At 58.7% G+C, this 18566-nt stretch carries 30 protein-coding genes; 1 reads left to right on the top strand and 29 read right to left on the bottom strand.

The genetic code is table 11. The features are described 5' to 3' along the window. Positions 1–46: 46 nt before the first annotated feature. A complete protein-coding gene (gene uvrA / locus E3U47_RS20335; RefSeq protein ID WP_167659513.1) occupies positions 47–2881 on the top strand; it encodes an excinuclease ABC subunit UvrA in 2835 nt (944 codons plus the stop codon). 132 nt (positions 2882–3013) lie between these two features. Here the strand turns inward: uvrA and bfr are convergent, their stop codons facing one another. From bfr to rplC, 29 genes are all read right to left on the bottom strand, one after another. Then, entirely contained in the window at positions 3014–3478 is a 465-nt protein-coding gene (gene bfr / locus E3U47_RS20330) for a bacterioferritin (protein WP_011531900.1), read from the bottom strand. A 163-nt stretch (positions 3479–3641) separates the two neighbouring features. Beyond that, entirely contained in the window at positions 3642–5081 is a 1440-nt protein-coding gene (locus E3U47_RS20325; RefSeq protein WP_134693403.1) for a catalase, read from the bottom strand. 171 nt (positions 5082–5252) lie between these two features. Continuing rightward, positions 5253–5639: a 50S ribosomal protein L17 gene (gene rplQ / locus E3U47_RS20320; RefSeq protein WP_134693402.1), complete on the bottom strand. Its 387-nt coding sequence runs from the start codon at positions 5637–5639 to the stop codon at positions 5253–5255. Between the two features lie 42 nt (positions 5640–5681). Continuing rightward, positions 5682–6683 carry a DNA-directed RNA polymerase subunit alpha gene (gene rpoA / locus E3U47_RS20315; RefSeq protein ID WP_003255452.1) on the bottom strand — a complete coding sequence of 334 codons (1002 nt, stop codon included), beginning with the start codon at positions 6681–6683 and terminating at the stop codon, positions 5682–5684. A gap of 22 nt (positions 6684–6705) precedes the next feature. Further along, positions 6706–7326 carry a 30S ribosomal protein S4 gene (rpsD, locus tag E3U47_RS20310; RefSeq protein WP_134693401.1) on the bottom strand — a complete coding sequence of 207 codons (621 nt, stop codon included), beginning with the start codon at positions 7324–7326 and terminating at the stop codon, positions 6706–6708. Positions 7327–7341: 15 nt separating this feature from the next. Continuing rightward, positions 7342–7731, bottom strand: a complete 390-nt coding sequence (gene rpsK / locus E3U47_RS20305) for a 30S ribosomal protein S11 (RefSeq protein WP_003255454.1) — start codon at positions 7729–7731, stop codon at positions 7342–7344. 18 nt (positions 7732–7749) lie between these two features. Then, positions 7750–8106 (bottom strand): 30S ribosomal protein S13, encoded by a 357-nt coding sequence (gene rpsM, locus E3U47_RS20300; RefSeq protein ID WP_003255457.1) that lies wholly within the window; start codon positions 8104–8106, stop codon positions 7750–7752. Between the two features lie 131 nt (positions 8107–8237). After that, positions 8238–8354, bottom strand: a complete 117-nt coding sequence (rpmJ, locus tag E3U47_RS20295; RefSeq protein WP_011531897.1) for a 50S ribosomal protein L36 — start codon at positions 8352–8354, stop codon at positions 8238–8240. A gap of 30 nt (positions 8355–8384) precedes the next feature. Further along, complete coding sequence (secY, locus tag E3U47_RS20290; RefSeq protein WP_003255459.1) at positions 8385–9716, bottom strand: preprotein translocase subunit SecY; 1332 nt, start codon at positions 9714–9716, stop codon at positions 8385–8387. Continuing rightward, positions 9717–10151 (bottom strand): 50S ribosomal protein L15, encoded by a 435-nt coding sequence (rplO, locus tag E3U47_RS20285; RefSeq protein ID WP_011531896.1) that lies wholly within the window; start codon positions 10149–10151, stop codon positions 9717–9719. Positions 10152–10154: 3 nt separating this feature from the next. Beyond that, a complete protein-coding gene (gene rpmD / locus E3U47_RS20280) occupies positions 10155–10331 on the bottom strand; it encodes a 50S ribosomal protein L30 (protein ID WP_028690238.1) in 177 nt (58 codons plus the stop codon). 2 nt (positions 10332–10333) lie between these two features. Further along, positions 10334–10834: a 30S ribosomal protein S5 gene (gene rpsE, locus E3U47_RS20275; RefSeq protein ID WP_023629184.1), complete on the bottom strand. Its 501-nt coding sequence runs from the start codon at positions 10832–10834 to the stop codon at positions 10334–10336. A gap of 3 nt (positions 10835–10837) precedes the next feature. Continuing rightward, on the bottom strand, positions 10838–11188 hold the full coding sequence (gene rplR, locus E3U47_RS20270; protein WP_011531893.1) for a 50S ribosomal protein L18: 351 nt from the start codon (positions 11186–11188) through the stop codon (positions 10838–10840). Positions 11189–11198: 10 nt separating this feature from the next. Continuing rightward, positions 11199–11732, bottom strand: a complete 534-nt coding sequence (gene rplF, locus E3U47_RS20265; protein ID WP_011531892.1) for a 50S ribosomal protein L6 — start codon at positions 11730–11732, stop codon at positions 11199–11201. A gap of 12 nt (positions 11733–11744) precedes the next feature. Further along, positions 11745–12137: a 30S ribosomal protein S8 gene (rpsH, locus tag E3U47_RS20260; RefSeq protein ID WP_134693400.1), complete on the bottom strand. Its 393-nt coding sequence runs from the start codon at positions 12135–12137 to the stop codon at positions 11745–11747. 209 nt (positions 12138–12346) lie between these two features. Next, entirely contained in the window at positions 12347–12652 is a 306-nt protein-coding gene (gene rpsN, locus E3U47_RS20255) for a 30S ribosomal protein S14 (protein ID WP_134693399.1), read from the bottom strand. Between the two features lie 13 nt (positions 12653–12665). Next, entirely contained in the window at positions 12666–13205 is a 540-nt protein-coding gene (gene rplE, locus E3U47_RS20250) for a 50S ribosomal protein L5 (protein WP_012316517.1), read from the bottom strand. A 20-nt stretch (positions 13206–13225) separates the two neighbouring features. Next, positions 13226–13540: a 50S ribosomal protein L24 gene (gene rplX / locus E3U47_RS20245; protein ID WP_023629180.1), complete on the bottom strand. Its 315-nt coding sequence runs from the start codon at positions 13538–13540 to the stop codon at positions 13226–13228. 11 nt (positions 13541–13551) lie between these two features. Further along, positions 13552–13920 (bottom strand): 50S ribosomal protein L14, encoded by a 369-nt coding sequence (gene rplN, locus E3U47_RS20240; RefSeq protein WP_008089810.1) that lies wholly within the window; start codon positions 13918–13920, stop codon positions 13552–13554. 23 nt (positions 13921–13943) lie between these two features. Continuing rightward, the gene (gene rpsQ, locus E3U47_RS20235; RefSeq protein WP_023534981.1) at positions 13944–14210 is read right to left on the bottom strand and encodes a 30S ribosomal protein S17; all 267 of its coding nucleotides are present in this window, start codon (positions 14208–14210) and stop codon (positions 13944–13946) included. Between the two features lie 2 nt (positions 14211–14212). Then, a complete protein-coding gene (gene rpmC, locus E3U47_RS20230) occupies positions 14213–14404 on the bottom strand; it encodes a 50S ribosomal protein L29 (RefSeq protein ID WP_002555481.1) in 192 nt (63 codons plus the stop codon). Next, the gene (gene rplP, locus E3U47_RS20225) at positions 14404–14817 is read right to left on the bottom strand and encodes a 50S ribosomal protein L16 (protein WP_009397508.1); all 414 of its coding nucleotides are present in this window, start codon (positions 14815–14817) and stop codon (positions 14404–14406) included. The genes rpmC and rplP overlap by 1 nt, the downstream gene beginning before the upstream one ends. 12 nt (positions 14818–14829) lie before the next feature. Further along, a complete protein-coding gene (rpsC, locus tag E3U47_RS20220) occupies positions 14830–15516 on the bottom strand; it encodes a 30S ribosomal protein S3 (RefSeq protein ID WP_003255481.1) in 687 nt (228 codons plus the stop codon). Between the two features lie 13 nt (positions 15517–15529). After that, positions 15530–15862, bottom strand: coding sequence for a 50S ribosomal protein L22 (rplV, locus tag E3U47_RS20215; RefSeq protein WP_003103908.1), 333 nt, complete (start codon positions 15860–15862; stop codon positions 15530–15532). A gap of 11 nt (positions 15863–15873) precedes the next feature. After that, the gene (gene rpsS / locus E3U47_RS20210; protein WP_003255482.1) at positions 15874–16149 is read right to left on the bottom strand and encodes a 30S ribosomal protein S19; all 276 of its coding nucleotides are present in this window, start codon (positions 16147–16149) and stop codon (positions 15874–15876) included. Positions 16150–16165: 16 nt separating this feature from the next. Next, the gene (rplB, locus tag E3U47_RS20205) at positions 16166–16990 is read right to left on the bottom strand and encodes a 50S ribosomal protein L2 (protein ID WP_016393391.1); all 825 of its coding nucleotides are present in this window, start codon (positions 16988–16990) and stop codon (positions 16166–16168) included. 14 nt (positions 16991–17004) lie between these two features. Continuing rightward, a complete protein-coding gene (gene rplW / locus E3U47_RS20200) occupies positions 17005–17304 on the bottom strand; it encodes a 50S ribosomal protein L23 (RefSeq protein WP_003255484.1) in 300 nt (99 codons plus the stop codon). Next, positions 17301–17903 (bottom strand): 50S ribosomal protein L4, encoded by a 603-nt coding sequence (gene rplD / locus E3U47_RS20195; protein ID WP_003255485.1) that lies wholly within the window; start codon positions 17901–17903, stop codon positions 17301–17303. The genes rplW and rplD overlap by 4 nt, the downstream gene beginning before the upstream one ends. 12 nt (positions 17904–17915) lie before the next feature. Further along, positions 17916–18551, bottom strand: coding sequence for a 50S ribosomal protein L3 (gene rplC / locus E3U47_RS20190; protein WP_011531887.1), 636 nt, complete (start codon positions 18549–18551; stop codon positions 17916–17918). Positions 18552–18566: the final 15 nt, after the last annotated feature.

The raw sequence follows: 18566 nt of genomic DNA, 5'->3' as shown, positions 1-18566 counted from the left end.
AGCGCGCCGTATACTCCTTTGTTTATGCCCGCCGAGCGAGGCCGTAGTGGACAAGATCCTGATCCGTGGGGCGCGTACCCACAACCTGAAGAACATCGACCTGACCCTGCCCCGGGACAAACTGATCGTGATCACCGGCTTGTCCGGGTCCGGCAAGTCCTCGCTGGCCTTCGACACGTTGTACGCCGAGGGCCAGCGCCGCTACGTCGAGTCGCTGTCGGCCTATGCCCGGCAGTTCCTGTCGATGATGGAAAAGCCCGACGTCGATACCATCGAAGGCCTGTCGCCGGCGATCTCCATCGAGCAGAAGTCGACCTCGCACAACCCGCGCTCGACCGTGGGCACCATCACCGAGATCTACGACTACCTGCGCCTGCTCTATGCCCGGGTCGGCACGCCGCGCTGCCCGGACCACGATATTCCACTGGAAGCGCAAACGATCAGCCAGATGGTCGACCTGGTGCTGGAAAAACCCGAGGGCAGCAAGCTGATGCTGCTGGCGCCGGTGATTCGCGAGCGCAAGGGCGAGCACCTGGCGGTGTTCGACGAACTGCGCGCCCAGGGCTTTGTGCGGGCCCGGGTCAACGGCAAGCTCTACGAACTGGACGAGCTGCCCAAGCTGGATAAGCAGAAAAAGCACAGCATCGACGTGGTGGTGGACCGCTTCAAGGTCCGCGCCGACTTGCAGCAGCGCCTGGCCGAATCGTTCGAGACCGCGCTCAAGCTGGCCGACGGCATCGCCCTGGTGGCACCGATGGACGATGAGCCCGCAGAGGAGATGATCTTCTCCGCGCGCTTCGCCTGCCCGGTCTGCGGCCACGCCATCAGCGAACTGGAACCCAAGCTGTTCTCCTTCAACAATCCGGCCGGCGCCTGCCCGACCTGCGATGGCCTGGGCGTGAAGCAGTTCTTCGACACCAAGCGCCTGGTGAACACCGAACTGACCCTGGCCGAGGGCGCGATCCGCGGCTGGGACCGGCGCAACGTCTATTACTTCCAGATGCTCGGCTCATTGGCCGCGCACTATGGCTTCAGCCTCGAAGAACCGTTCGGCCAGCTCTCGGCCGATCACCAGAAAGTCATCCTGCACGGCAGCGGCAAGCAGAGCGTCGACTTCAAGTACCTCAACGACCGCGGCGATATCGTCAAGCGCTCGCACCCGTTCGAAGGCATCGTGCCGAACCTGGAGCGCCGCTACCGCGAGACCGAGTCGGCCACCGTGCGCGAAGAGCTGGCCAAGTTCCTCGGCACCCAACCCTGCCCGGACTGCCGCGGCACCCGTCTGCGCCGTGAAGCGCGCCACGTATGGGTGGGTGAGAAGACCCTGCCGGCGGTGACCAACCTGCCGATCGGCGAAGCCAGCAACTACTTCGGCGCGCTGACCCTGACCGGACGGCGCGGCGAGATCGCGGCGAAGATCCTCAAGGAAATCTGCGAACGCCTGCAGTTCCTGGTCAACGTCGGCCTCGACTACCTGACCCTGGACCGCAGCGCCGATACCCTGTCTGGCGGTGAAGCCCAGCGGATCCGCCTGGCCAGCCAGATCGGTGCTGGCCTGGTGGGGGTGATGTACATCCTCGACGAGCCGTCCATCGGCCTTCATCAACGGGACAACGACCGCCTGCTGGCCACCCTCAACCACCTGCGTGACCTGGGGAACACGGTGATAGTGGTGGAGCACGACGAAGACGCCATTCGCCTGGCCGACTACGTGGTCGACATTGGCCCAGGCGCTGGGGTGCACGGCGGCCAGATCGTCGCCGAGGGCTCGCCGCAGCAGGTCATGGATCACCCAGACTCGCTGACCGGCAAGTACCTGTCCGGGCGCAAGAAGATCGTCGTGCCGGCCAAGCGCACCCCGCGCAACAAAAAGCTGCAACTCAAGCTCAAGGGCGCGCGCGGCAACAACCTGCAGAACGTCGACCTGGAGATCCCGATCGGCCTGCTGACCTGCGTGACCGGGGTTTCCGGCTCGGGCAAGTCGACCCTGATCAACAACACCCTGTTCCCGCTGGCTGCCACCGCCCTGAATGGCGCAAGCAGCCTGGAGGCCGCGCCGCACAGCAGCATGGATGGCCTGCAGCACCTGGACAAAGTGGTGGATATCGACCAGAGCCCGATCGGCCGCACCCCACGCTCGAACCCGGCGACCTACACAGGCATCTTCACACCGATCCGCGAGCTGTTCTCCGGCGTCCCGGAATCACGCTCACGCGGCTACGGCCCGGGGCGGTTCTCGTTCAACGTCAAGGGCGGCCGCTGCGAAGCCTGCCAGGGCGATGGCTTGATCAAGGTAGAGATGCACTTCCTGCCAGACATCTACGTGCCGTGCGATGTGTGCAAGAGCAAGCGCTATAACCGTGAAACCCTGGAGATCAAGTACAAGGGCAAGAACATCCACGAGGTGCTGGAAATGACCATCGAGGATGCCCGCGAGTTCTTCGATGCGGTGCCGGCGCTGGCGCGCAAGCTGCAAACCTTGATGGACGTCGGTTTGTCGTACATCAAGCTGGGGCAGTCGGCGACCACCTTGTCGGGAGGCGAGGCGCAGCGCGTGAAGTTGTCCCGCGAGCTGTCCAAGCGCGATACCGGCAAGACCCTGTATATCCTCGACGAGCCCACCACCGGCCTGCACTTCGCCGATATCCAGCAGTTGCTGGACGTATTGCACCGCCTGCGCGACCACGGCAACACCGTGGTGGTGATCGAACATAACCTGGATGTGGTGAAGACCGCCGATTGGCTGGTCGACCTGGGGCCGGAGGGTGGCTCCAAGGGTGGGCAGATCATTGCCTGTGGTACGCCGGAAGAGCTGGCCGAGACGAAGCAGTCCTACACCGGGCATTACTTGAAACCGCTGCTGGAGCGGGATCGGGCATAAGACACTGGGGGCGCTTTGCGCCCATTCGCGACACAAGGCCGCTCCTACAGGACCGCGCAAACCGTCAGATCGGCGCTGTCCTGTAGGAGCGGCCTTGTGCCGCGAATGGGCTGCAAAGCAGCCCCCAGGCTTTTACATCTGCGACTGCAGGTAATTCTCCAGGCCGATGGCCTTGATCAACCCCTGCTGCTTCTCCAGCCAGTAGGTGTGATCTTCCTCGGTGTCAGCCAGCTGCGCGCGCAGGATGTCGCGGCTGATGTAGTCCTTGTGCAGCTCGCACAGCTCGATGCCTTTGCACAGCGCGGCGCGCACCTTGTACTCGAGCTTTAGGTCGGCCTCGATCATTTCAGGGACCGTGGTGCCGACTTCGAGGTCGTCGGCACGCATGTCGGGGGTGCCTTCGAGCATGAGGATACGGCGCATCAGAGCATCGGCGTGCTGCGTCTCTTCTTCCATCTCGTGGTTGATACGCTCGTAGAGCTTGCCCAAGCCCCAGTCTTCGTACATGCGCGAGTGGATGAAATACTGGTCGCGTGCTGCCAGTTCGCCCTTCAGCAACGTGACGAGGTAGTTGATTACGTCCGGGTGACCTTGCATCGCCCTGCTTCTCCCTGTGAATGCGTCAATGACCACTAGTGTGAACCAGCTTTTGCCCGCGGTCACTGAAAAATGCGCAATCAGATGCAAAAAATCGGTTAAACAGTAGTGATTTTCATTGAAAAACCGCCCAAATGAGGGCGGTTCTTCTTATCACTTCGACTTAGGCGAGATTCACGCCCAGGGCCTTGGCGATGCCTTCCCCGTAGGCCGGATCAGCCTTGAAGAAGTGCTGCAGCTGGCGCCGCACCACATCCTCGCTGACCCCGACCAGGGTGCCGGCAATGTTGCTGATCAGCAGCGCCTTCTGCTCGGCGCTCATCAGGCGGAACAGCGCGCCGGCGTGGCTGTAGTAATCCGTGTCCTCACGGTGATCGTAGCGATCCGCCGCCCCACTGAGTGCCAGCGCTGGCTCGCCATGGCGGGGCGATTGCTTCGGCGCGTCGGCATAGCTGTTGGGCTCGTAGTTCGGCGCGCTGCCGTAGCCGCCCATAGCCATCGAACCGTCACGCTGGTAGCTGTTGACCGGGCTGCGCGAAGCATTGACCGGCAACTGCTGGTGGTTGGTGCCCACCCGGTAGCGGTGCGCATCGGCGTAGGCGAACACCCGGCCTTGCAGCATGCGATCCGGCGACAGGCCAACACCCGGGACCATGTTGCTCGGGCCGAAGGTGGCCTGCTCGACCTCGGCAAAGTAGTTGAGCGGGTTGCGGTTGAGCTCCAGCACACCCACTTCGATCAGCGGGTATTCCTTCTGCGACCAGGTCTTGGTCACGTCGAAGGGGTTCTCTGCCCGCGCGGCCGCCTCGTCTTCGCTCATCACCTGAATGCACACCGTCCAACGTGGGAAGTCGCCACGCTCGATGGCCTCGAACAGGTCGCGCTGGGCGTAGTCCGGGTCGGTGCCGGCCAGGCGTGCGGCATCGGCCGGCGCCAGGTTCTTGATGCCCTGCTGGGTCTTGAAGTGCCACTTGACCCAAGTGCGCTCCCCCTTGGCGTTGATCAGGCTGTAAGTGTGGCTGCCGAAGCCGTGCATGTGACGGTAGCCATCCGGAATACCGCGGTCGGAGAACAGGATGGTGACCTGGTGCAGCGCTTCCGGCGAGTGCGACCAGAAGTCCCACATCATCTGGGCGTTCTTCAGGTTGCTCTGCGGGTGGCGCTTTTGGGTGTGAATGAAGTCAGGGAACTTCAGCGGGTCGCGGATGAAGAACACCGGGGTGTTGTTGCCGACGATGTCCCAGTTGCCTTCCTCGGTGTAGAACTTCACCGCGAAGCCACGTGGGTCACGCTCGGTATCGGCGGAGCCGCGCTCACCACCGACCGTGGAGAAACGCAGGAAGGTTTCGGTGCGCTTGCCAATGGCATCGAACAACTTGGCGCTGGTGTAGCCGCTGATATCACGGGTGACGGTGAAGGTACCGTAGGCGCCCGAGCCCTTGGCGTGGACGCGACGCTCAGGGATGTTCTCGCGGTTGAAGTGGGCCAGCTTCTCGATCAGGTGGAAGTCGTCGAGCAGCAGCGGGCCGCGCGGGCCGGCGGAACGGGAATTCTGGTTGTCAGCAACGGGGGCACCGCTGGCGGTGGTGAGAATCTTGCTCATGGGCTCTCCTTATCGGGTCTCGAACTGCCGGCTAATCGGCTTGGAGAGAGTATTGACCAGCAGTATTACAAGAACAAATTCATTAAGTGACTTACATCAATAGAAAATAACAATTCATCAGGCGACAAAAAACCGGGCCTAGGCCCGGTTTCTTGTAGCAGACAGAACGTCTTACTCGGCAGCTTCTACAACACCACCGACCGGACGATCAACCAGCTCGACGTACGCCATAGGCGCGTTGTCGCCAGCGCGGAAACCGCACTTCAGGATGCGCAGGTAGCCGCCCTGACGGGTGGCGTAACGCTTGCCCAGGTCGTTGAACAGTTTGCCAACGGCGGACTTCGAACGGGTACGGTCGAAGGCCAGACGACGGTTGGCGACGCTGTCTTCCTTGGCCAGGGTGATCAGCGGCTCGGCAACGCGGCGCAGTTCCTTGGCTTTCGGCAGGGTGGTTTTGATCAGCTCGTGCTCGATCAGCGACACTGCCATGTTCTGGAACATAGCCTTGCGGTGAGAGCTGGTACGGCTCAGGTGACGTCCACTTTTACGATGACGCATGATTCATTCCTTACCAAACACTACGTTCGGTGATTACGACGATCAGGCAGTCGCCTTGTCGTCTTTCTTAAGACTTGCAGGCGGCCAGTTGTCGAGGCGCATGCCGAGAGACAGACCACGGGAGGCCAGGACGTCCTTGATTTCAGTCAGGGACTTCTTGCCCAGGTTAGGAGTCTTCAACAGCTCTACTTCGGTACGCTGAATCAGGTCGCCGATGTAGTAGATGTTCTCCGCCTTGAGGCAGTTGGCCGAACGTACAGTCAGTTCCAGGTCGTCAACCGGACGCAGCAGGATCGGATCGATCTCGTCTTCCTGCTCGACCACCACCGGCTCGCTGTCACCTTTGAGGTCGACGAACGCGGCCAGCTGCTGTTGCAGGATGGTCGCGGCGCGGCGGATAGCCTCTTCAGGGTCCAGGGTGCCGTTGGTTTCCAGATCGATGACCAGCTTGTCCAGGTTGGTACGCTGTTCAACACGGGCGTTCTCGACCACGTAGGCGATACGACGCACCGGGCTGAACGAAGCGTCCAGCTGGAGACGGCCAATGCTGCGGCTTTCGTCTTCGTCGGTCTGACGGGAGTCGGCCGGCTCGTAACCGCGACCACGAGCTACGGTGAGCTTCATGTTCAGGGCGCCGTTGGACGCCAGGTTCGCGATTACGTGATCGGGGTTGACGATCTCGACATCGTGATCCAGCTGAATATCGGCAGCGGTAACCACCCCCGAACCCTTTTTCGACAAGGTCAGCGTAACTTCGTCACGACCGTGCAGTTTGATAGCCAGGCCTTTCAGGTTCAACAGGATTTCAATGACGTCTTCCTGTACACCTTCGATCGCGGAGTACTCATGGAGTACGCCATCGATCTCGGCCTCGACTACTGCACAGCCAGGCATGGAGGACAACAGGATGCGGCGCAGCGCGTTGCCCAGGGTATGGCCGAAGCCACGCTCGAGAGGCTCGAGCGTGATCTTGGCGCGGGTTGGACTGACAACCTGCACGTCGATGTGACGGGGTGTCAGAAACTCATTTACCGAAATCTGCATGGATGCACCTATTTTCTAGCCCTTACTTGGAGTAGAGCTCGACAATCAGGTTTTCGTTGATGTCGGCGGACAGGTCGCTGCGAGCAGGAACGTTCTTGAAAACGCCCGACTTTTTGGCAGCATCCACGTCAACCCACTCAACGCGGCCACGCTGGGCGCACAGTTCAAGGGCTTGAACAATGCGCAGCTGGTTCAGCGACTTCTCGCGAACTGCGACCACGTCACCCGGACGAACTTGGTAGGATGGAATGTTTACGGTCTTGCCGTTCACGCTGATCGCTTTGTGCGAAACCAGCTGACGGGACTCGGAACGGGTGGAACCGAAGCCCATACGGTAAACGACGTTGTCCAGACGGCACTCGAGCATCTGCAGCAGGTTCTCACCAGTGGCGCCTTTCTTCGAGGCAGCCGCTTGGTAGTAACCGCGGAATTGACGCTCCAGCACGCCGTAGATACGACGGACTTTTTGTTTCTCGCGCAGCTGGGTACCGTAGTCGGACTGACGGCCACGGCGCTGGCCGTGGATACCTGGGGCTGCTTCGATGTTGCACTTCGATTCCAGAGCGCGAACGCCGCTCTTCAGGAACAGGTCAGTGCCTTCACGGCGAGACAGTTTGCATTTTGGACCAATGTAACGTGCCATTTATCTGTCTCCTGATTACACGCGACGCTTCTTCGGCGGACGGCACCCGTTATGCGGGATTGGCGTCACGTCGGTGATGCTGGCGATCTTGTAGCCGCAGCTGTTCAGTGCACGAACGGCGGATTCACGACCTGGACCTGGACCCTTGACGTTAACGTCGAGGTTCTTCAGACCATATTCCAGCGCAGCTTGACCAGCACGCTCAGCAGCGATCTGAGCTGCGAACGGGGTGGATTTGCGCGAACCACGGAAACCCGAACCACCGGAAGTAGCCCAGGACAGTGCGTTGCCCTGACGATCGGTGATGGTCACGATGGTGTTGTTGAAAGACGCATGGATGTGGGCGATGCCATCAACCACTGTCTTTTTGACTTTTTTACGAGGACGAGCAGCAGGTTTTGCCATGTCTATATTCCTGGGCGATTACTTGCGGATCGGCTTACGCGGGCCCTTACGGGTGCGTGCGTTGGTCTTGGTGCGCTGACCGCGAACCGGCAGACCCTTACGATGGCGCAGGCCGCGGTAGCAACCCAGGTCCATCAAGCGCTTGATCTTCATGTTGATGTCACGACGCAGGTCACCTTCGGTGGTGAACTTCGCGACTTCGCCACGCAGGGTTTCGATTTGCTCGTCGCTCAGATCCTTGATCTTTGCGGCTGGGTTGACACCAGCGTCTGCACAGATTTTCTGCGCAGTAGTGCGACCGACACCATAGATGTAGGTCAGCGAGATAACAGTATGCTTGTTATCTGGAATGTTGACGCCTGCAATACGGGCCATTCAGTGGGACTCCAATTGACAGCTACCTACGCCCCGGAAGCCAAGAAATAGGGCGCGAGATAATATCGCTGTAGAAACGAATAATCAACCCAGCAGCACACTAGCTGCTGGGTTTGAAGCGCGGATCACACTCAGCCTTGGCGCTGCTTGTGACGCGGTTCCGCGCTGCAGATCACGCGCACGATACCTTCGCGACGAATGATCTTGCAGTTGCGGCACAGCTTTTTCACCGATGCACGAACTTTCATTACCGACTCCTCGAACCTTAAGGGGCTAGATCAGCGCAGCAGACCGCTGCCGCCGTAGCCTTTCAGGTTGGCTTTCTTCATCAGGGATTCGTACTGGTGCGAAACGAGGTGCGATTGTACTTGGGACATGAAGTCCATCACAACCACTACCACAATCAGCAACGAGGTCCCGCCAAGGTAGAACGGCACGTTTGCTGCCACCACCAGGAACTGGGGCAGAAGGCAGACGGCCATCATGTAAAGAGCACCGAACATGGTCAAACGGGTCAGAACGCCATCAATGTAGCGTGCCGACTGTTCACCAGGACGGATACCCGGAATAAAGGCACCGGACTTCTTCAGGTTTTCCGCTACGTCTTTCGGGTTGAACATCAGCGCTGTGTAGAAGAAGCAGAAGAAAATGATCCCTGCACTAAACAGCAGAATGTTCAACGGCTGACCAGGAGCGATCGACTGCGAGATGTCCTGCAGCCAGCCCATACCTTCGGACTGACCGAACCAGGCACCCAGCGAAGCCGGGAACAGCAAGATGCTGCTCGCGAAAATGGCCGGGATGACCCCCGCCATGTTCACTTTCAGCGGCAGGTGGCTGGTCTGCGCAGCGAAGACCTTGCGGCCCTGCTGACGCTTGGCGTAGTGAACGGCGATACGACGCTGACCACGCTCAATGAACACCACGAAGCCGATAATCGCTACTGCCAGCAAACCGATAGCGACCAGGGCGAAGATGTTGATATCGCCTGTGCGCGCAGACTCGAAAGACTGCCCGATTGCTCTCGGAAGACCGGCAACGATACCTGCGAAGATCAACATCGAGATACCGTTGCCCACACCGCGCTCGGTGATCTGCTCGCCGAGCCACATCATGAACATCGCACCCGCCACGAAAGTGGAGACAGCGACGACATGGAAGCCCAGGCCTGCAGAAAACGCCACGCCCTGGTTGGCCAGGCCAATGGACATGCCAATGGCTTGAACCAGCGCCAGGATAACGGTGCCGTAGCGGGTGTACTGGCTGATCTTGCGACGGCCAGCTTCACCTTCCTTCTTCAACTGCTCCAGCTGCGGGCTGACAGCGGTCATGAGCTGCATGATGATCGATGCCGAGATGTACGGCATGATCCCCAGTGCAAAGATGCTCATGCGCTCCAGCGCGCCACCGGAAAACATGTTGAACAAGCTAAGAATGGTCCCCTCATTCTGCCGGAACAGATCCGCGAGACGGTCCGGGTTAATGCCTGGCACTGGGATGTGCGCGCCAATCCGATAGACGATGATCGCCATGAACAGAAAGCGCAGACGAGCCCAGAGTTCCGACATCCCGCCCTTACCGAGCGAAGAGAGAGCACCTTGCTTAGCCATTTATTCCTCGAACTTGCCGCCAGCTGCTTCGATAGCCGCACGTGCACCTTTGGTGACGGCGATACCCTTGAGGGTGACTGCGCGAGTGACTTCGCCCGACAGCATGATTTTCACACGCTGTACGTGCTGGCCGATCACGTTGGCGTCCTTCAGGGACTGAACGGTGATCAGATCGCCTTCCACCTTGGCCAGCTCGGACAGACGCACTTCGGCGCGGTCCATGGCTTTCAGGGAAACGAAGCCGAACTTCGGCAGGCGACGGTGCAGCGGCTGTTGACCGCCTTCGAAGCCTGGAGCGATGGAGCCACCGGAGCGGGAGGTCTGACCTTTGTGACCACGGCCACCGGTCTTGCCCAGACCGCTACCGATACCACGGCCCGGACGGTGCTTCTCGCGACGGGAACCCGGCGCTGGACTCAGATCATTGAGTTTCATCGATTAACCCTCGACCTTCAGCATGTAGTAAGCCTTGTTGATCATCCCGCGGTTCTCGGGAGTATCCTGGACTTCTACAGTGTGACCGATGCGACGCAGACCCAGGCCTTTAACGCACAGTTTGTGGTTAGGCAGGCGGCCGGCGGTGCTCTTGATCAGCGTTACTTTTACGGTTGCCATGATCAGATGATCTCCTCAACAGTCTTGCCGCGCTTGGCAGCAATGGACTCAGGGGATTGCATGGCTTTCAGACCCTTGAAGGTGGCGTGAACCACGTTCACCGGGTTGGTCGAGCCATAGCACTTGGCCAGAACGTTCTGCACGCCAGCGACTTCCAGGACGGCACGCATGGCGCCACCGGCGATGATACCGGTACCTTCCGAGGCAGGCTGCATGTAGACCTTCGAGGCGCCGTGGGCAGCCTTGGTGGCGTACTGCAGGGTGGTGCCCTTCAGGTCAACCTGAATCATGTTGCGGCGAGCAGCTTCCATGGCTTTCTGGATCGCGGCAGGTACTTCGCGCGATTTGCCACGGCCGAAACCAACACGGCCCTTGCCATCACCTACCACGGTCAGCGCGGTGAAGGTGAAGATACGGCCGCCCTTGACGGTCTTGGCTACGCGGTTAACTTGAACCAGCTTCTCGATGTAGCCTTCGTCGCGCTTTTGATCGTTATTTGCCATAACTTAGAACTCCAGCCCGCCTTCACGAGCAGCATCAGCCAGCGCCTTGACGCGGCCGTGGTACTTGAAGCCGGAACGGTCAAAGGCAACTTGAGATACACCGGCGGCTTTCGCGCGCTCAGCTACCAGCTTGCCAACCTTAGTGGCCGCGTCGATGTTGCCGGTGGCGCCATCACGCAGTTCTTTGTCCAAGGTCGAGGCGCTTGCCAGAACCTTGCTGCCGTCGGCCGAGATGACCTGGGCATAGATGTGCTGCGAGGAGCGGAACACGCACAGACGCACGGCTTCGAGCTCGTGCATTTTCAGGCGTGCTTTGCGAGCGCGACGCAGTCGAGTAACTTTTTTGTCGGTCATTTGCTAGGCCCTACTTCTTCTTGGCTTCTTTACGACGGACTACTTCGTCCGCGTAACGCACACCCTTGCCCTTGTAAGGCTCTGGCGGACGGAAACCGCGGACTTCAGCGGCCACCTGACCTACCAGCTGCTTGTCGATACCCTTGATCAGGATGTCGGTCTGGCTTGGGGTTTCAGCGGTGATACCGGCTGGCAGTTCGTAATCCACTGGGTGCGAGAAGCCCAGAGCCAGGTTCAGGACGGTGCCTTTAGCCTGTGCCTTGTAACCAACACCGACCAGCTGGAGCTTGCGCTCGAAGCCTTGGCTTACGCCCTGGACCATGTTGTTCACCAGGGCGCGGGTGGTACCGGCCATGGCGCGAGCTTGCTGGTCACCGTTGCGAGCGGAGAAACGCAGCTCACCAGCTTCTTCGGTAACTTCAACAGACGAGTGAACGTTCAGTTCGAGAGTGCCCTTGGCACCCTTCACCGAAAGCTGCTGGCCGGCGAATTTGACTTCGACGCCTGCTGGCAGCTTAACGGGGTTCTTAGCGACGCGAGACATGCCTATCTCCCCTTAGAACACTGTGCACAGAACTTCGCCGCCGACACCGGCAGCGCGCGCAGCGCGGTCAGTCATCACACCTTTGTTGGTGGAGACGATAGACACGCCCAGGCCGCCACGTACTTTCGGCAGCTCGGTAACGGCCTTGTACTGGCGCAGGCCAGGACGGCTGGTACGCTTCAGCTCTTCGATAACCGGACGGCCTTCGAAGTACTTCAGCTCGATCGACAGGGAAGGCTTGGCTTCGCCAGTGACTTCGTAGCCGGCGATGTAACCTTCGTCTTTCAGTACTTTGGCAACCGCGACCTTCAGGGTGGAAGAAGGCATGCTTACGACAGACTTTTCAGCCATCTGGGCATTACGGATGCGAGTTAGCATGTCCGCTAACGGGTCCTGCATACTCATGGGCTAGATGCTCCTGATACAAGAATTATTAGCCTTGCGGCTATCACAACCACCCGAGCAGGCAGGGCAAAAAACCCAGGCTCAGGTGAGCCGGTCATTCTAGACACAAGACAGAAACGAAACAAGCCCCATATAGGGGCTTGTTTCGTTGCGAGGTCACCGGCGGTCGGAAGATCACTCCCCTCCCGCCGGTGGTCACGCCAACCGGATTACCAGCTGGCCTTGACCAGACCTGGCACGTCACCACGCATGGCGGCTTCGCGCAGCTTGTTACGGCCGAGGCCGAACTTGCGGTACACGCCGTGCGGACGGCCGGTGATGCGGCAACGGTTACGCATGCGCGAGGCGCTGGCGTCACGTGGTTGCTTCTGCAGGGCGACAACGGCAGCGAAACGCTCTTCAGGAGAGGCGTTCTGGTTGACGATGGTCGCTTTCAGCTCGGCACGCTTTTTGGCGTACTTGGCAACCGTGAGCTGACGCTTCAGCTCGCGGTTTTTCATGCTCTTCTTGGCCATTTTCCTACTCCAATCAGTTGCGGAACGGGAACTTGAAAGCACGCAGCAGAGCGCGGCCTTCGTCGTCCGAACGAGCAGTGGTGGTCAGGGTGATGTCCAAACCGCGCAGAGCATCGATCTTGTCGTAGTCGATTTCCGGGAAGATGATCTGCTCTTTCACGCCCATGCTGTAGTTGCCGCGACCATCGAAGGACTTGGCATTCAGGCCGCGGAAGTCGCGAACCCGTGGCAGGGAGATCGCCAGCAGGCGGTCCAGGAACTCGTACATTTTTTCGCGACGCAGGGTCACCTTGACACCGATCGGCCAGCCTTCACGAACTTTGAAGCCCGCGATGGATTTACGAGCGAAAGTCACGACCGGCTTTTGACCGGTGATCTTTTCCAGGTCGGCAACAGCGTGCTCGATGACTTTCTTGTCGCCGATCGCTTCGCCCAGACCCATGTTCAGGGTGATTTTGGTAACGCGCGGAACTTCCATCACGTTCGACAGCTTAAGTTCTTCCTTAAGCTTAGGAGCGATTTCGTTCCGGTAAATCTCTTTCAGTCGTGCCATGGTCTTCTACCTAGCAGTGTTCAAGCATCAACCGCTTTTTGGGTCGACTTGAAGACACGAATTTTTTTACCTTCTTCAACTTTGAAGCCAACGCGGTCAGCCTTGTTGGTTTCGCTGTTGAAGATGGCAACGTTGGAAGCGTGCAGAGGCGCTTCTTTCTCGACGATACCGCCCTGGACGCCCGCCATCGGATTAGGCTTGGTGTGACGCTTGACCAGGTTGACACCACCGATGACCAGACGGTCGTCAGCGAGAACCTTCAGCACCTTACCGCGCTTACCTTTGTCTTTGCCGGCGATCACGATGATCTCGTCGTCACGACGAATCTTTTGCATGTCGGATCTCCTTACAGCACTTCAGGGGCGAGCGAGACGATCTTCATGAACTTCTCGGTACGAAGTTCACGGGTCACTGGCCCGAAGATGCGAGTGCCGATCGGCTCTTGCTTGGTGTTCAGCAGAACAGCAGCGTTGCCGTCGAAACGAATGATGGAACCGTCAGCGCGACGTACACCGTGACGGGTACGGACGACAACAGCGGTCATCACCTGGCCTTTCTTGACCTTACCGCGCGGAATCGCTTCCTTGACGGTTACTTTGATGATGTCACCGATGCCGGCGTAACGGCGGTGCGAACCGCCGAGCACCTTGATGCACATGACGCGACGAGCGCCGCTGTTATCGGCCACATCGAGCATGGATTGAGTCTGAATCATAAAATTTCTCCGACCCCTAGCCCTTAGACTTCAACAGCGCGTTCGAGGACTTCAACCAGTGCCCAGGACTTGGTCTTGGCCAGCGGACGAGTTTCGGTGATCGAAACTTTGTCGCCGATTTTGCACTGGTTGGTTTCGTCGTGCGCGTGCAGCTTAGTCGAACGCTTAACGTATTTACCGTAGATCGGGTGCTTGACGCGACGCTCGATCAGAACGGTGATGGTCTTGTCCATTTTGTCGCTGACGACACGGCCAGTCAGCGTACGGACGGTTTTTTCAGCTTCAGCCATGATCACTTACCTGCCTGCTGGTTGAGCACAGTTTTCACGCGAGCGATGTCACGCTTAACTTGCGAGAGCAGGTGCGACTGCCCCAACTGGCCAGTTGCTTTCTGCATGCGCAGATTGAACTGGTCGCGCAGCAAGCCGAGCAGTTGCTCATTCAGTTGCTGTGCCGATTTTTCACGAAGTTCATTCGCTTTCATCACATCACCGTCCGCTTAACAAAGGAGGTGGCGAGAGGCAGCTTTGCAGCAGCCAGGGCGAAAGCTTCGCGCGCCAGCTCTTCAGAAACACCCTCGATTTCGTACAGGACTTTGCCTGGCTGAATCTGGGCAACCCAGTATTCCACGGAACCTTTACCTTTACCCATACGAACCTCGAGAGGCTTCTTGGTAACCGGCTTGTCCGGGAAGACACGGATCCAGATCTTACCGCCACGCTTAACGTGACGGGTCAGGGCACGACGTGCCGACTCGATCTGACGGGCGGTGAGACGACCGCGAGCGACAGCTTTCAGAGCGAACTCGCCGAAGCTGACCTTGCTACCGCGCAGTGCCAGACCACGGTTGTGGCCGGTCATCTGCTTGCGGAATTTTGTACGCTTTGGTTGCAACATTTGGCGTACCCCTTACTTAGCAGCTTTTTTACGAGGCGCTGGTGCTTGAGGCTTCAGCTCTTCCTGGCGACCACCAATAACTTCGCCTTTGAAGATCCAAACCTTCACACCGATCACACCGTAGGTGGTGTGAGCTTCGTAGGTGTTGTAGTCGATATCGGCACGCAGGGTGTGCAGAGGCACACGACCTTCGCGATACCACTCGGTACGTGCGATCTCGGCACCGCCGAGACGACCGCTCACCTGGATCTTGATGCCCTTGGCACCAATACGCATGGCGTTCTGCACGGCGCGCTTCATGGCGCGACGGAACATAACGCGGCGCTCCAGCTGCTGGGCAACGCTCTGAGCAACCAGCATGGCGTCGAGTTCCGGCTTGCGGATCTCTTCGATGTTGATGTGCACAGGCACACCCATCTGCTTGGTCAGGTCCTGACGCAGTTTCTCAACATCTTCACCTTTCTTGCCGATAACGATACCGGGACGAGCGGTGTGGATGGTGATGCGTGCAGTTTGAGCCGGACGATGAATATCGATACGGCTTACGGACGCGCTTTTTAGTTTGTCTTGGAGGTACTCACGCGTTTTCAGATCCTTCAACAGGTAATCTGCGTAAGTAGCGCCGTCTGCATACCAGACGGAGGTGTGCTCCTTGACGATTCCCAGGCGAATGCCAGTGGGATGTACTTTCTGACCCATCTGATCGACTCCGTTACTTGTCCGCAACCTTGACAGTGATATGGCAAGACCGCTTGACGATGCGATCAGCGCGGCCTTTGGCACGCGGCATGATGCGCTTCAGCGAACGCCCTTCGTTGACGAAGACGGTGGAGACCTTCAGGTCATCAACGTCTGCGCCTTCGTTGTGTTCGGCGTTGGCAACGGCCGACTCGAGGACTTTCTTCATGATTTCAGCGGCTTTTTTGCTGCTGAAGGCCAACAGGTTGAGCGCTTCGCCCACCTTCTTCCCGCGGATCTGGTCGGCGACCAAGCGGGCTTTCTGGGCGGAGATGCGAGCGCCCGACAACTTAGCGGCTACTTCCATTTCCTTACCCCTTAACGCTTGGCTTTCTTGTCAGCCACGTGCCCACGATAAGTGCGGGTACCGGCGAACTCGCCCAGTTTGTGGCCGACCATGTCTTCGTTCACGAGAACTGGGACGTGTTGGCGACCGTTGTGTACCGCGATGGTCAGACCGACCATCTGTGGCAGGATCATCGAACGGCGCGACCAGGTTTTAACTGGCTTGCGATCGTTCTTCTCCACCGCCACTTCGACCTTCTTCAGCAGGTGAAGATCGATAAAAGGACCTTTTTTCAGAGAACGTGGCACTGTCGTATCCCTCTAGTTACTTGCGACGACGGACGATCATGTTGTCGGTACGCTTATTACCGCGGGTTTTAGCACCCTTGGTTGGGAAGCCCCATGGCGATACCGGATGACGACCACCGGAGGTACGACCTTCACCACCACCATGTGGGTGGTCAACCGGGTTCATGGCAACACCACGAACGGTTGGGCGAACGCCGCGCCAGCGTTTGGCACCAGCTTTACCCAGCGAACGCAGGCTGTGCTCGGAGTTCGAGACTTCGCCCAGGGTCGCACGGCACTCAGCCAGGACTTTACGCATTTCACCAGAGCGCAGACGCAGGGTCACATAGACACCGTCGCGAGCGATCAGCTGAGCCGAAGCACCAGCGGAACGAGCGATCTGAGCACCTTTACCCGGCTTCAGTTCGATGCCGTGAATGGTGCTACCTACTGGGATGTTGCGCAGCTGCAGGGAGTTACCGGCCTTGATTGGGGCCAGGGCACCTGCGATCAGCTGGTCGCCAGCGCTCACGCCTTTAGGGGCGATGATGTAGCGACGCTCACCGTCTGCGTAGCACAGCAGGGCGATGTGAGCAGTACGGTTCGGGTCGTATTCGATACGCTCGACAGTGGCAGGGATGCCATCTTTGTCGTTGCGACGGAAGTCAACCAGACGGTAATGCTGCTTATGACCACCACCAACGTGACGAGTGGTGATGCGGCCATTGTTGTTACGACCACCAGACTTCGATTTTTTCTCGAGCAGCGGTGCGTGAGGAGCGCCTTTGTGCAGCTCCTTGTTGACCACCTTGACCACAAAACGGCGGCCAGGGGAAGTCGGTTTGCATTTAACGATTGCCATGATGCACCCCTTCCTTACTCAGCACTGCTGCTGAAATCGAGATCTTGGCCTGGCTGAAGGGAGACGATCGCCTTCTTCCAGTCATTACGCTTGCCCAGACCACGTGCGGTACGCTTGGTTTTACCCAGAACGTTAACAGTCGACACGTTTTCAACTTTTACGTTGAACAGGCCTTCGACAGCTTTCTTGATTTCCAGCTTGGTTGCGTCAGTAGCAACCTTGAATACGAACTGGCCTTTTTTCTCAGCCAGAACGGTAGCCTTCTCGGAAACGTGCGGGCCAAGGAGGACTTTGAATACGCGTTCCTGGTTCATCCCAGCAGCTCCTCGAATTTCTTCACGGCCGAGACAGTGATCAACACTTTCTCGTATGCGATCAGACTGACCGGGTCGGAACCTTGAACGTCACGTACGTCGACGTGCGGCAGGTTGCGAGCAGCCAGGTACAGGTTCTGATCAACAGCGTCCGAAACGATCAATACATCGCTCAGACCCATGCCGTTCAGCTTGTTCAGCAGGTCTTTGGTTTTCGGGGCTTCAACAGCGAAGTCCTGAACCACAACCAGACGGTCGCTACGCACCAGCTCAGCGAGGATGGAGCGCAGGGCTGCGCGATACATCTTCTTGTTGAGCTTCTGCGAGTGATCCTGAGGACGAGCTGCGAAGGTTACACCACCGCCACGCCAGATCGGACCACGGGTAGTACCAGCACGAGCGCGGCCAGTACCTTTCTGACGCCATGGGCGCTTACCGCCACCGGCTACGTCAGAACGGGTCTTCTGCTGCTTGGTGCCCTGACGGCCGCCGGCCATGTAGGCCACGACTGCTTGGTGTACCAGCGTCTCGTTGAATTCGCCACCGAAGGTCAGTTCGGAAACTTCGATCGCCTGAGCGTCATTTACATTAAGTTGCATGTCAGTTTCCCCTTAACCGCGAGCCTTGACAGCCGGACGCACGACCACGTCGCCGCCAGTAGCGCCTGGGACGGCACCCTTGATCAGCAGCAGGTTGCGTTCAGCGTCTACGCGTACTACTTCCAGGGACTGAACAGTCACGCGCTCGGCGCCCATGTGACCGGACATCTTCTTGCCCTTGAATACACGACCAGGAGTCTGGCACTGGCCGATGGAGCCAGGGACACGGTGCGATACGGAGTTACCGTGGGTGTTGTCTTGACCACGGAAGTTCCAACGCTTGATGGTACCGGCGAAGCCTTTACCTTTGGACTGACCGGTTACGTCTACCAGCTGGCCTGCAGTGAAGAGTTCAGCTTTGATCAGATCGCCAGCCTGGAAATCGCCTTCTTCAAGACGGAACTCCCAGACACCGCGACCAGCGGCAACGTTAGCCTTGGCAAAGTGGCCTGCCTGAGCGGCGGTCACACGCGAAGCACGACGCTCGCCGACAGTGACTTGCACTGCACGGTAGCCATCAGTTTCTTCGGTTTTGAACTGGGTGACGCGATTCGGCTCGATCTCAATGACCGTGACCGGAATGGAGACACCTTCTTCGGTGAAAATACGGGTCATGCCCGCTTTTCGACCGACTACACCAATAGTCATGTTGTAAACCTCATG

It is taken from the genome of Pseudomonas sp. RIT623 (assembly GCF_004519305.1).
Taxonomy (GTDB): domain Bacteria; phylum Pseudomonadota; class Gammaproteobacteria; order Pseudomonadales; family Pseudomonadaceae; genus Aquipseudomonas.
The sequence above is the reverse complement of the archived record's forward strand: the minus strand, read 5'-3'. Positions and strand labels throughout refer to the sequence as shown.

Bases quoted from the DNA above. Each gene is read 5' to 3' on its own strand.
- rplX (WP_023629180.1), bottom strand. From the start codon at position 13,540: ATGCAAAAGATTCGTCGTGACGACGAGATCATCGTGATCGCCGGCAAA.
- E3U47_RS20325 (WP_134693403.1), bottom strand. From the start codon at position 5,081: ATGAGCAAGATTCTCACCACCGCCAGCGGTGCCCCCGTTGCTGACAAC.
- rplN (WP_008089810.1), bottom strand. From the start codon at position 13,920: ATGATTCAGACTCAATCCATGCTCGATGTGGCCGATAACAGCGGCGCT.
- rplV (WP_003103908.1), bottom strand. From the start codon at position 15,862: ATGGAAGTAGCCGCTAAGTTGTCGGGCGCTCGCATCTCCGCCCAGAAA.
- rpsH (WP_134693400.1), bottom strand. From the start codon at position 12,137: ATGAGTATGCAGGACCCGTTAGCGGACATGCTAACTCGCATCCGTAAT.
- rpsE (WP_023629184.1), bottom strand. From the start codon at position 10,834: ATGGCAAATAACGATCAAAAGCGCGACGAAGGCTACATCGAGAAGCTG.
- rplQ (WP_134693402.1), bottom strand. From the start codon at position 5,639: ATGCGTCATCGTAAAAGTGGACGTCACCTGAGCCGTACCAGCTCTCAC.
- rpsC (WP_003255481.1), bottom strand. From the start codon at position 15,516: ATGGGTCAGAAAGTACATCCCACTGGCATTCGCCTGGGAATCGTCAAG.
- rpsQ (WP_023534981.1), bottom strand. From the start codon at position 14,210: ATGGCTGAAGCTGAAAAAACCGTCCGTACGCTGACTGGCCGTGTCGTC.
- rpsN (WP_134693399.1), bottom strand. From the start codon at position 12,652: ATGGCCAAGAAGAGCATGAAAAACCGCGAGCTGAAGCGTCAGCTCACG.
- secY (WP_003255459.1), bottom strand. From the start codon at position 9,716: ATGGCTAAGCAAGGTGCTCTCTCTTCGCTCGGTAAGGGCGGGATGTCG.
- rpmC (WP_002555481.1), bottom strand. From the start codon at position 14,404: ATGAAAGCGAATGAACTTCGTGAAAAATCGGCACAGCAACTGAATGAG.
- rplP (WP_009397508.1), bottom strand. From the start codon at position 14,817: ATGTTGCAACCAAAGCGTACAAAATTCCGCAAGCAGATGACCGGCCAC.
- rplE (WP_012316517.1), bottom strand. From the start codon at position 13,205: ATGGCACGACTGAAAGAGATTTACCGGAACGAAATCGCTCCTAAGCTT.
- bfr (WP_011531900.1), bottom strand. From the start codon at position 3,478: ATGCAAGGTCACCCGGACGTAATCAACTACCTCGTCACGTTGCTGAAG.
- rpoA (WP_003255452.1), bottom strand. From the start codon at position 6,683: ATGCAGATTTCGGTAAATGAGTTTCTGACACCCCGTCACATCGACGTG.
- rplF (WP_011531892.1), bottom strand. From the start codon at position 11,732: ATGTCTCGCGTCGCTAAGAACCCCGTTAAGCTGCCAGCAGGCGTCGAA.
- rplO (WP_011531896.1), bottom strand. From the start codon at position 10,151: ATGAAACTCAATGATCTGAGTCCAGCGCCGGGTTCCCGTCGCGAGAAG.
- rpsM (WP_003255457.1), bottom strand. From the start codon at position 8,106: ATGGCCCGTATTGCAGGCGTCAACATTCCAGATAACAAGCATACTGTT.
- rplC (WP_011531887.1), bottom strand. From the start codon at position 18,551: ATGACTATTGGTGTAGTCGGTCGAAAAGCGGGCATGACCCGTATTTTC.
- rplR (WP_011531893.1), bottom strand. From the start codon at position 11,188: ATGACCGACAAAAAAGTTACTCGACTGCGTCGCGCTCGCAAAGCACGC.
- rplD (WP_003255485.1), bottom strand. From the start codon at position 17,903: ATGCAACTTAATGTAAATGACGCTCAGGCGATCGAAGTTTCCGAACTG.
- rpmJ (WP_011531897.1), bottom strand. From the start codon at position 8,354: ATGAAAGTTCGTGCATCGGTGAAAAAGCTGTGCCGCAACTGCAAGATC.
- rpmD (WP_028690238.1), bottom strand. From the start codon at position 10,331: ATGGCAACCGTAAAAGTAACGCTGATCAAGAGCACCGCCGGCCGCCTG.
- rplB (WP_016393391.1), bottom strand. From the start codon at position 16,990: ATGGCAATCGTTAAATGCAAACCGACTTCCCCTGGCCGCCGTTTTGTG.
- rplW (WP_003255484.1), bottom strand. From the start codon at position 17,304: ATGAACCAGGAACGCGTATTCAAAGTCCTCCTTGGCCCGCACGTTTCC.
- rpsK (WP_003255454.1), bottom strand. From the start codon at position 7,731: ATGGCAAAACCTGCTGCTCGTCCTCGTAAAAAAGTCAAAAAGACAGTG.
- rpsD (WP_134693401.1), bottom strand. From the start codon at position 7,326: ATGGCACGTTACATTGGTCCAAAATGCAAACTGTCTCGCCGTGAAGGC.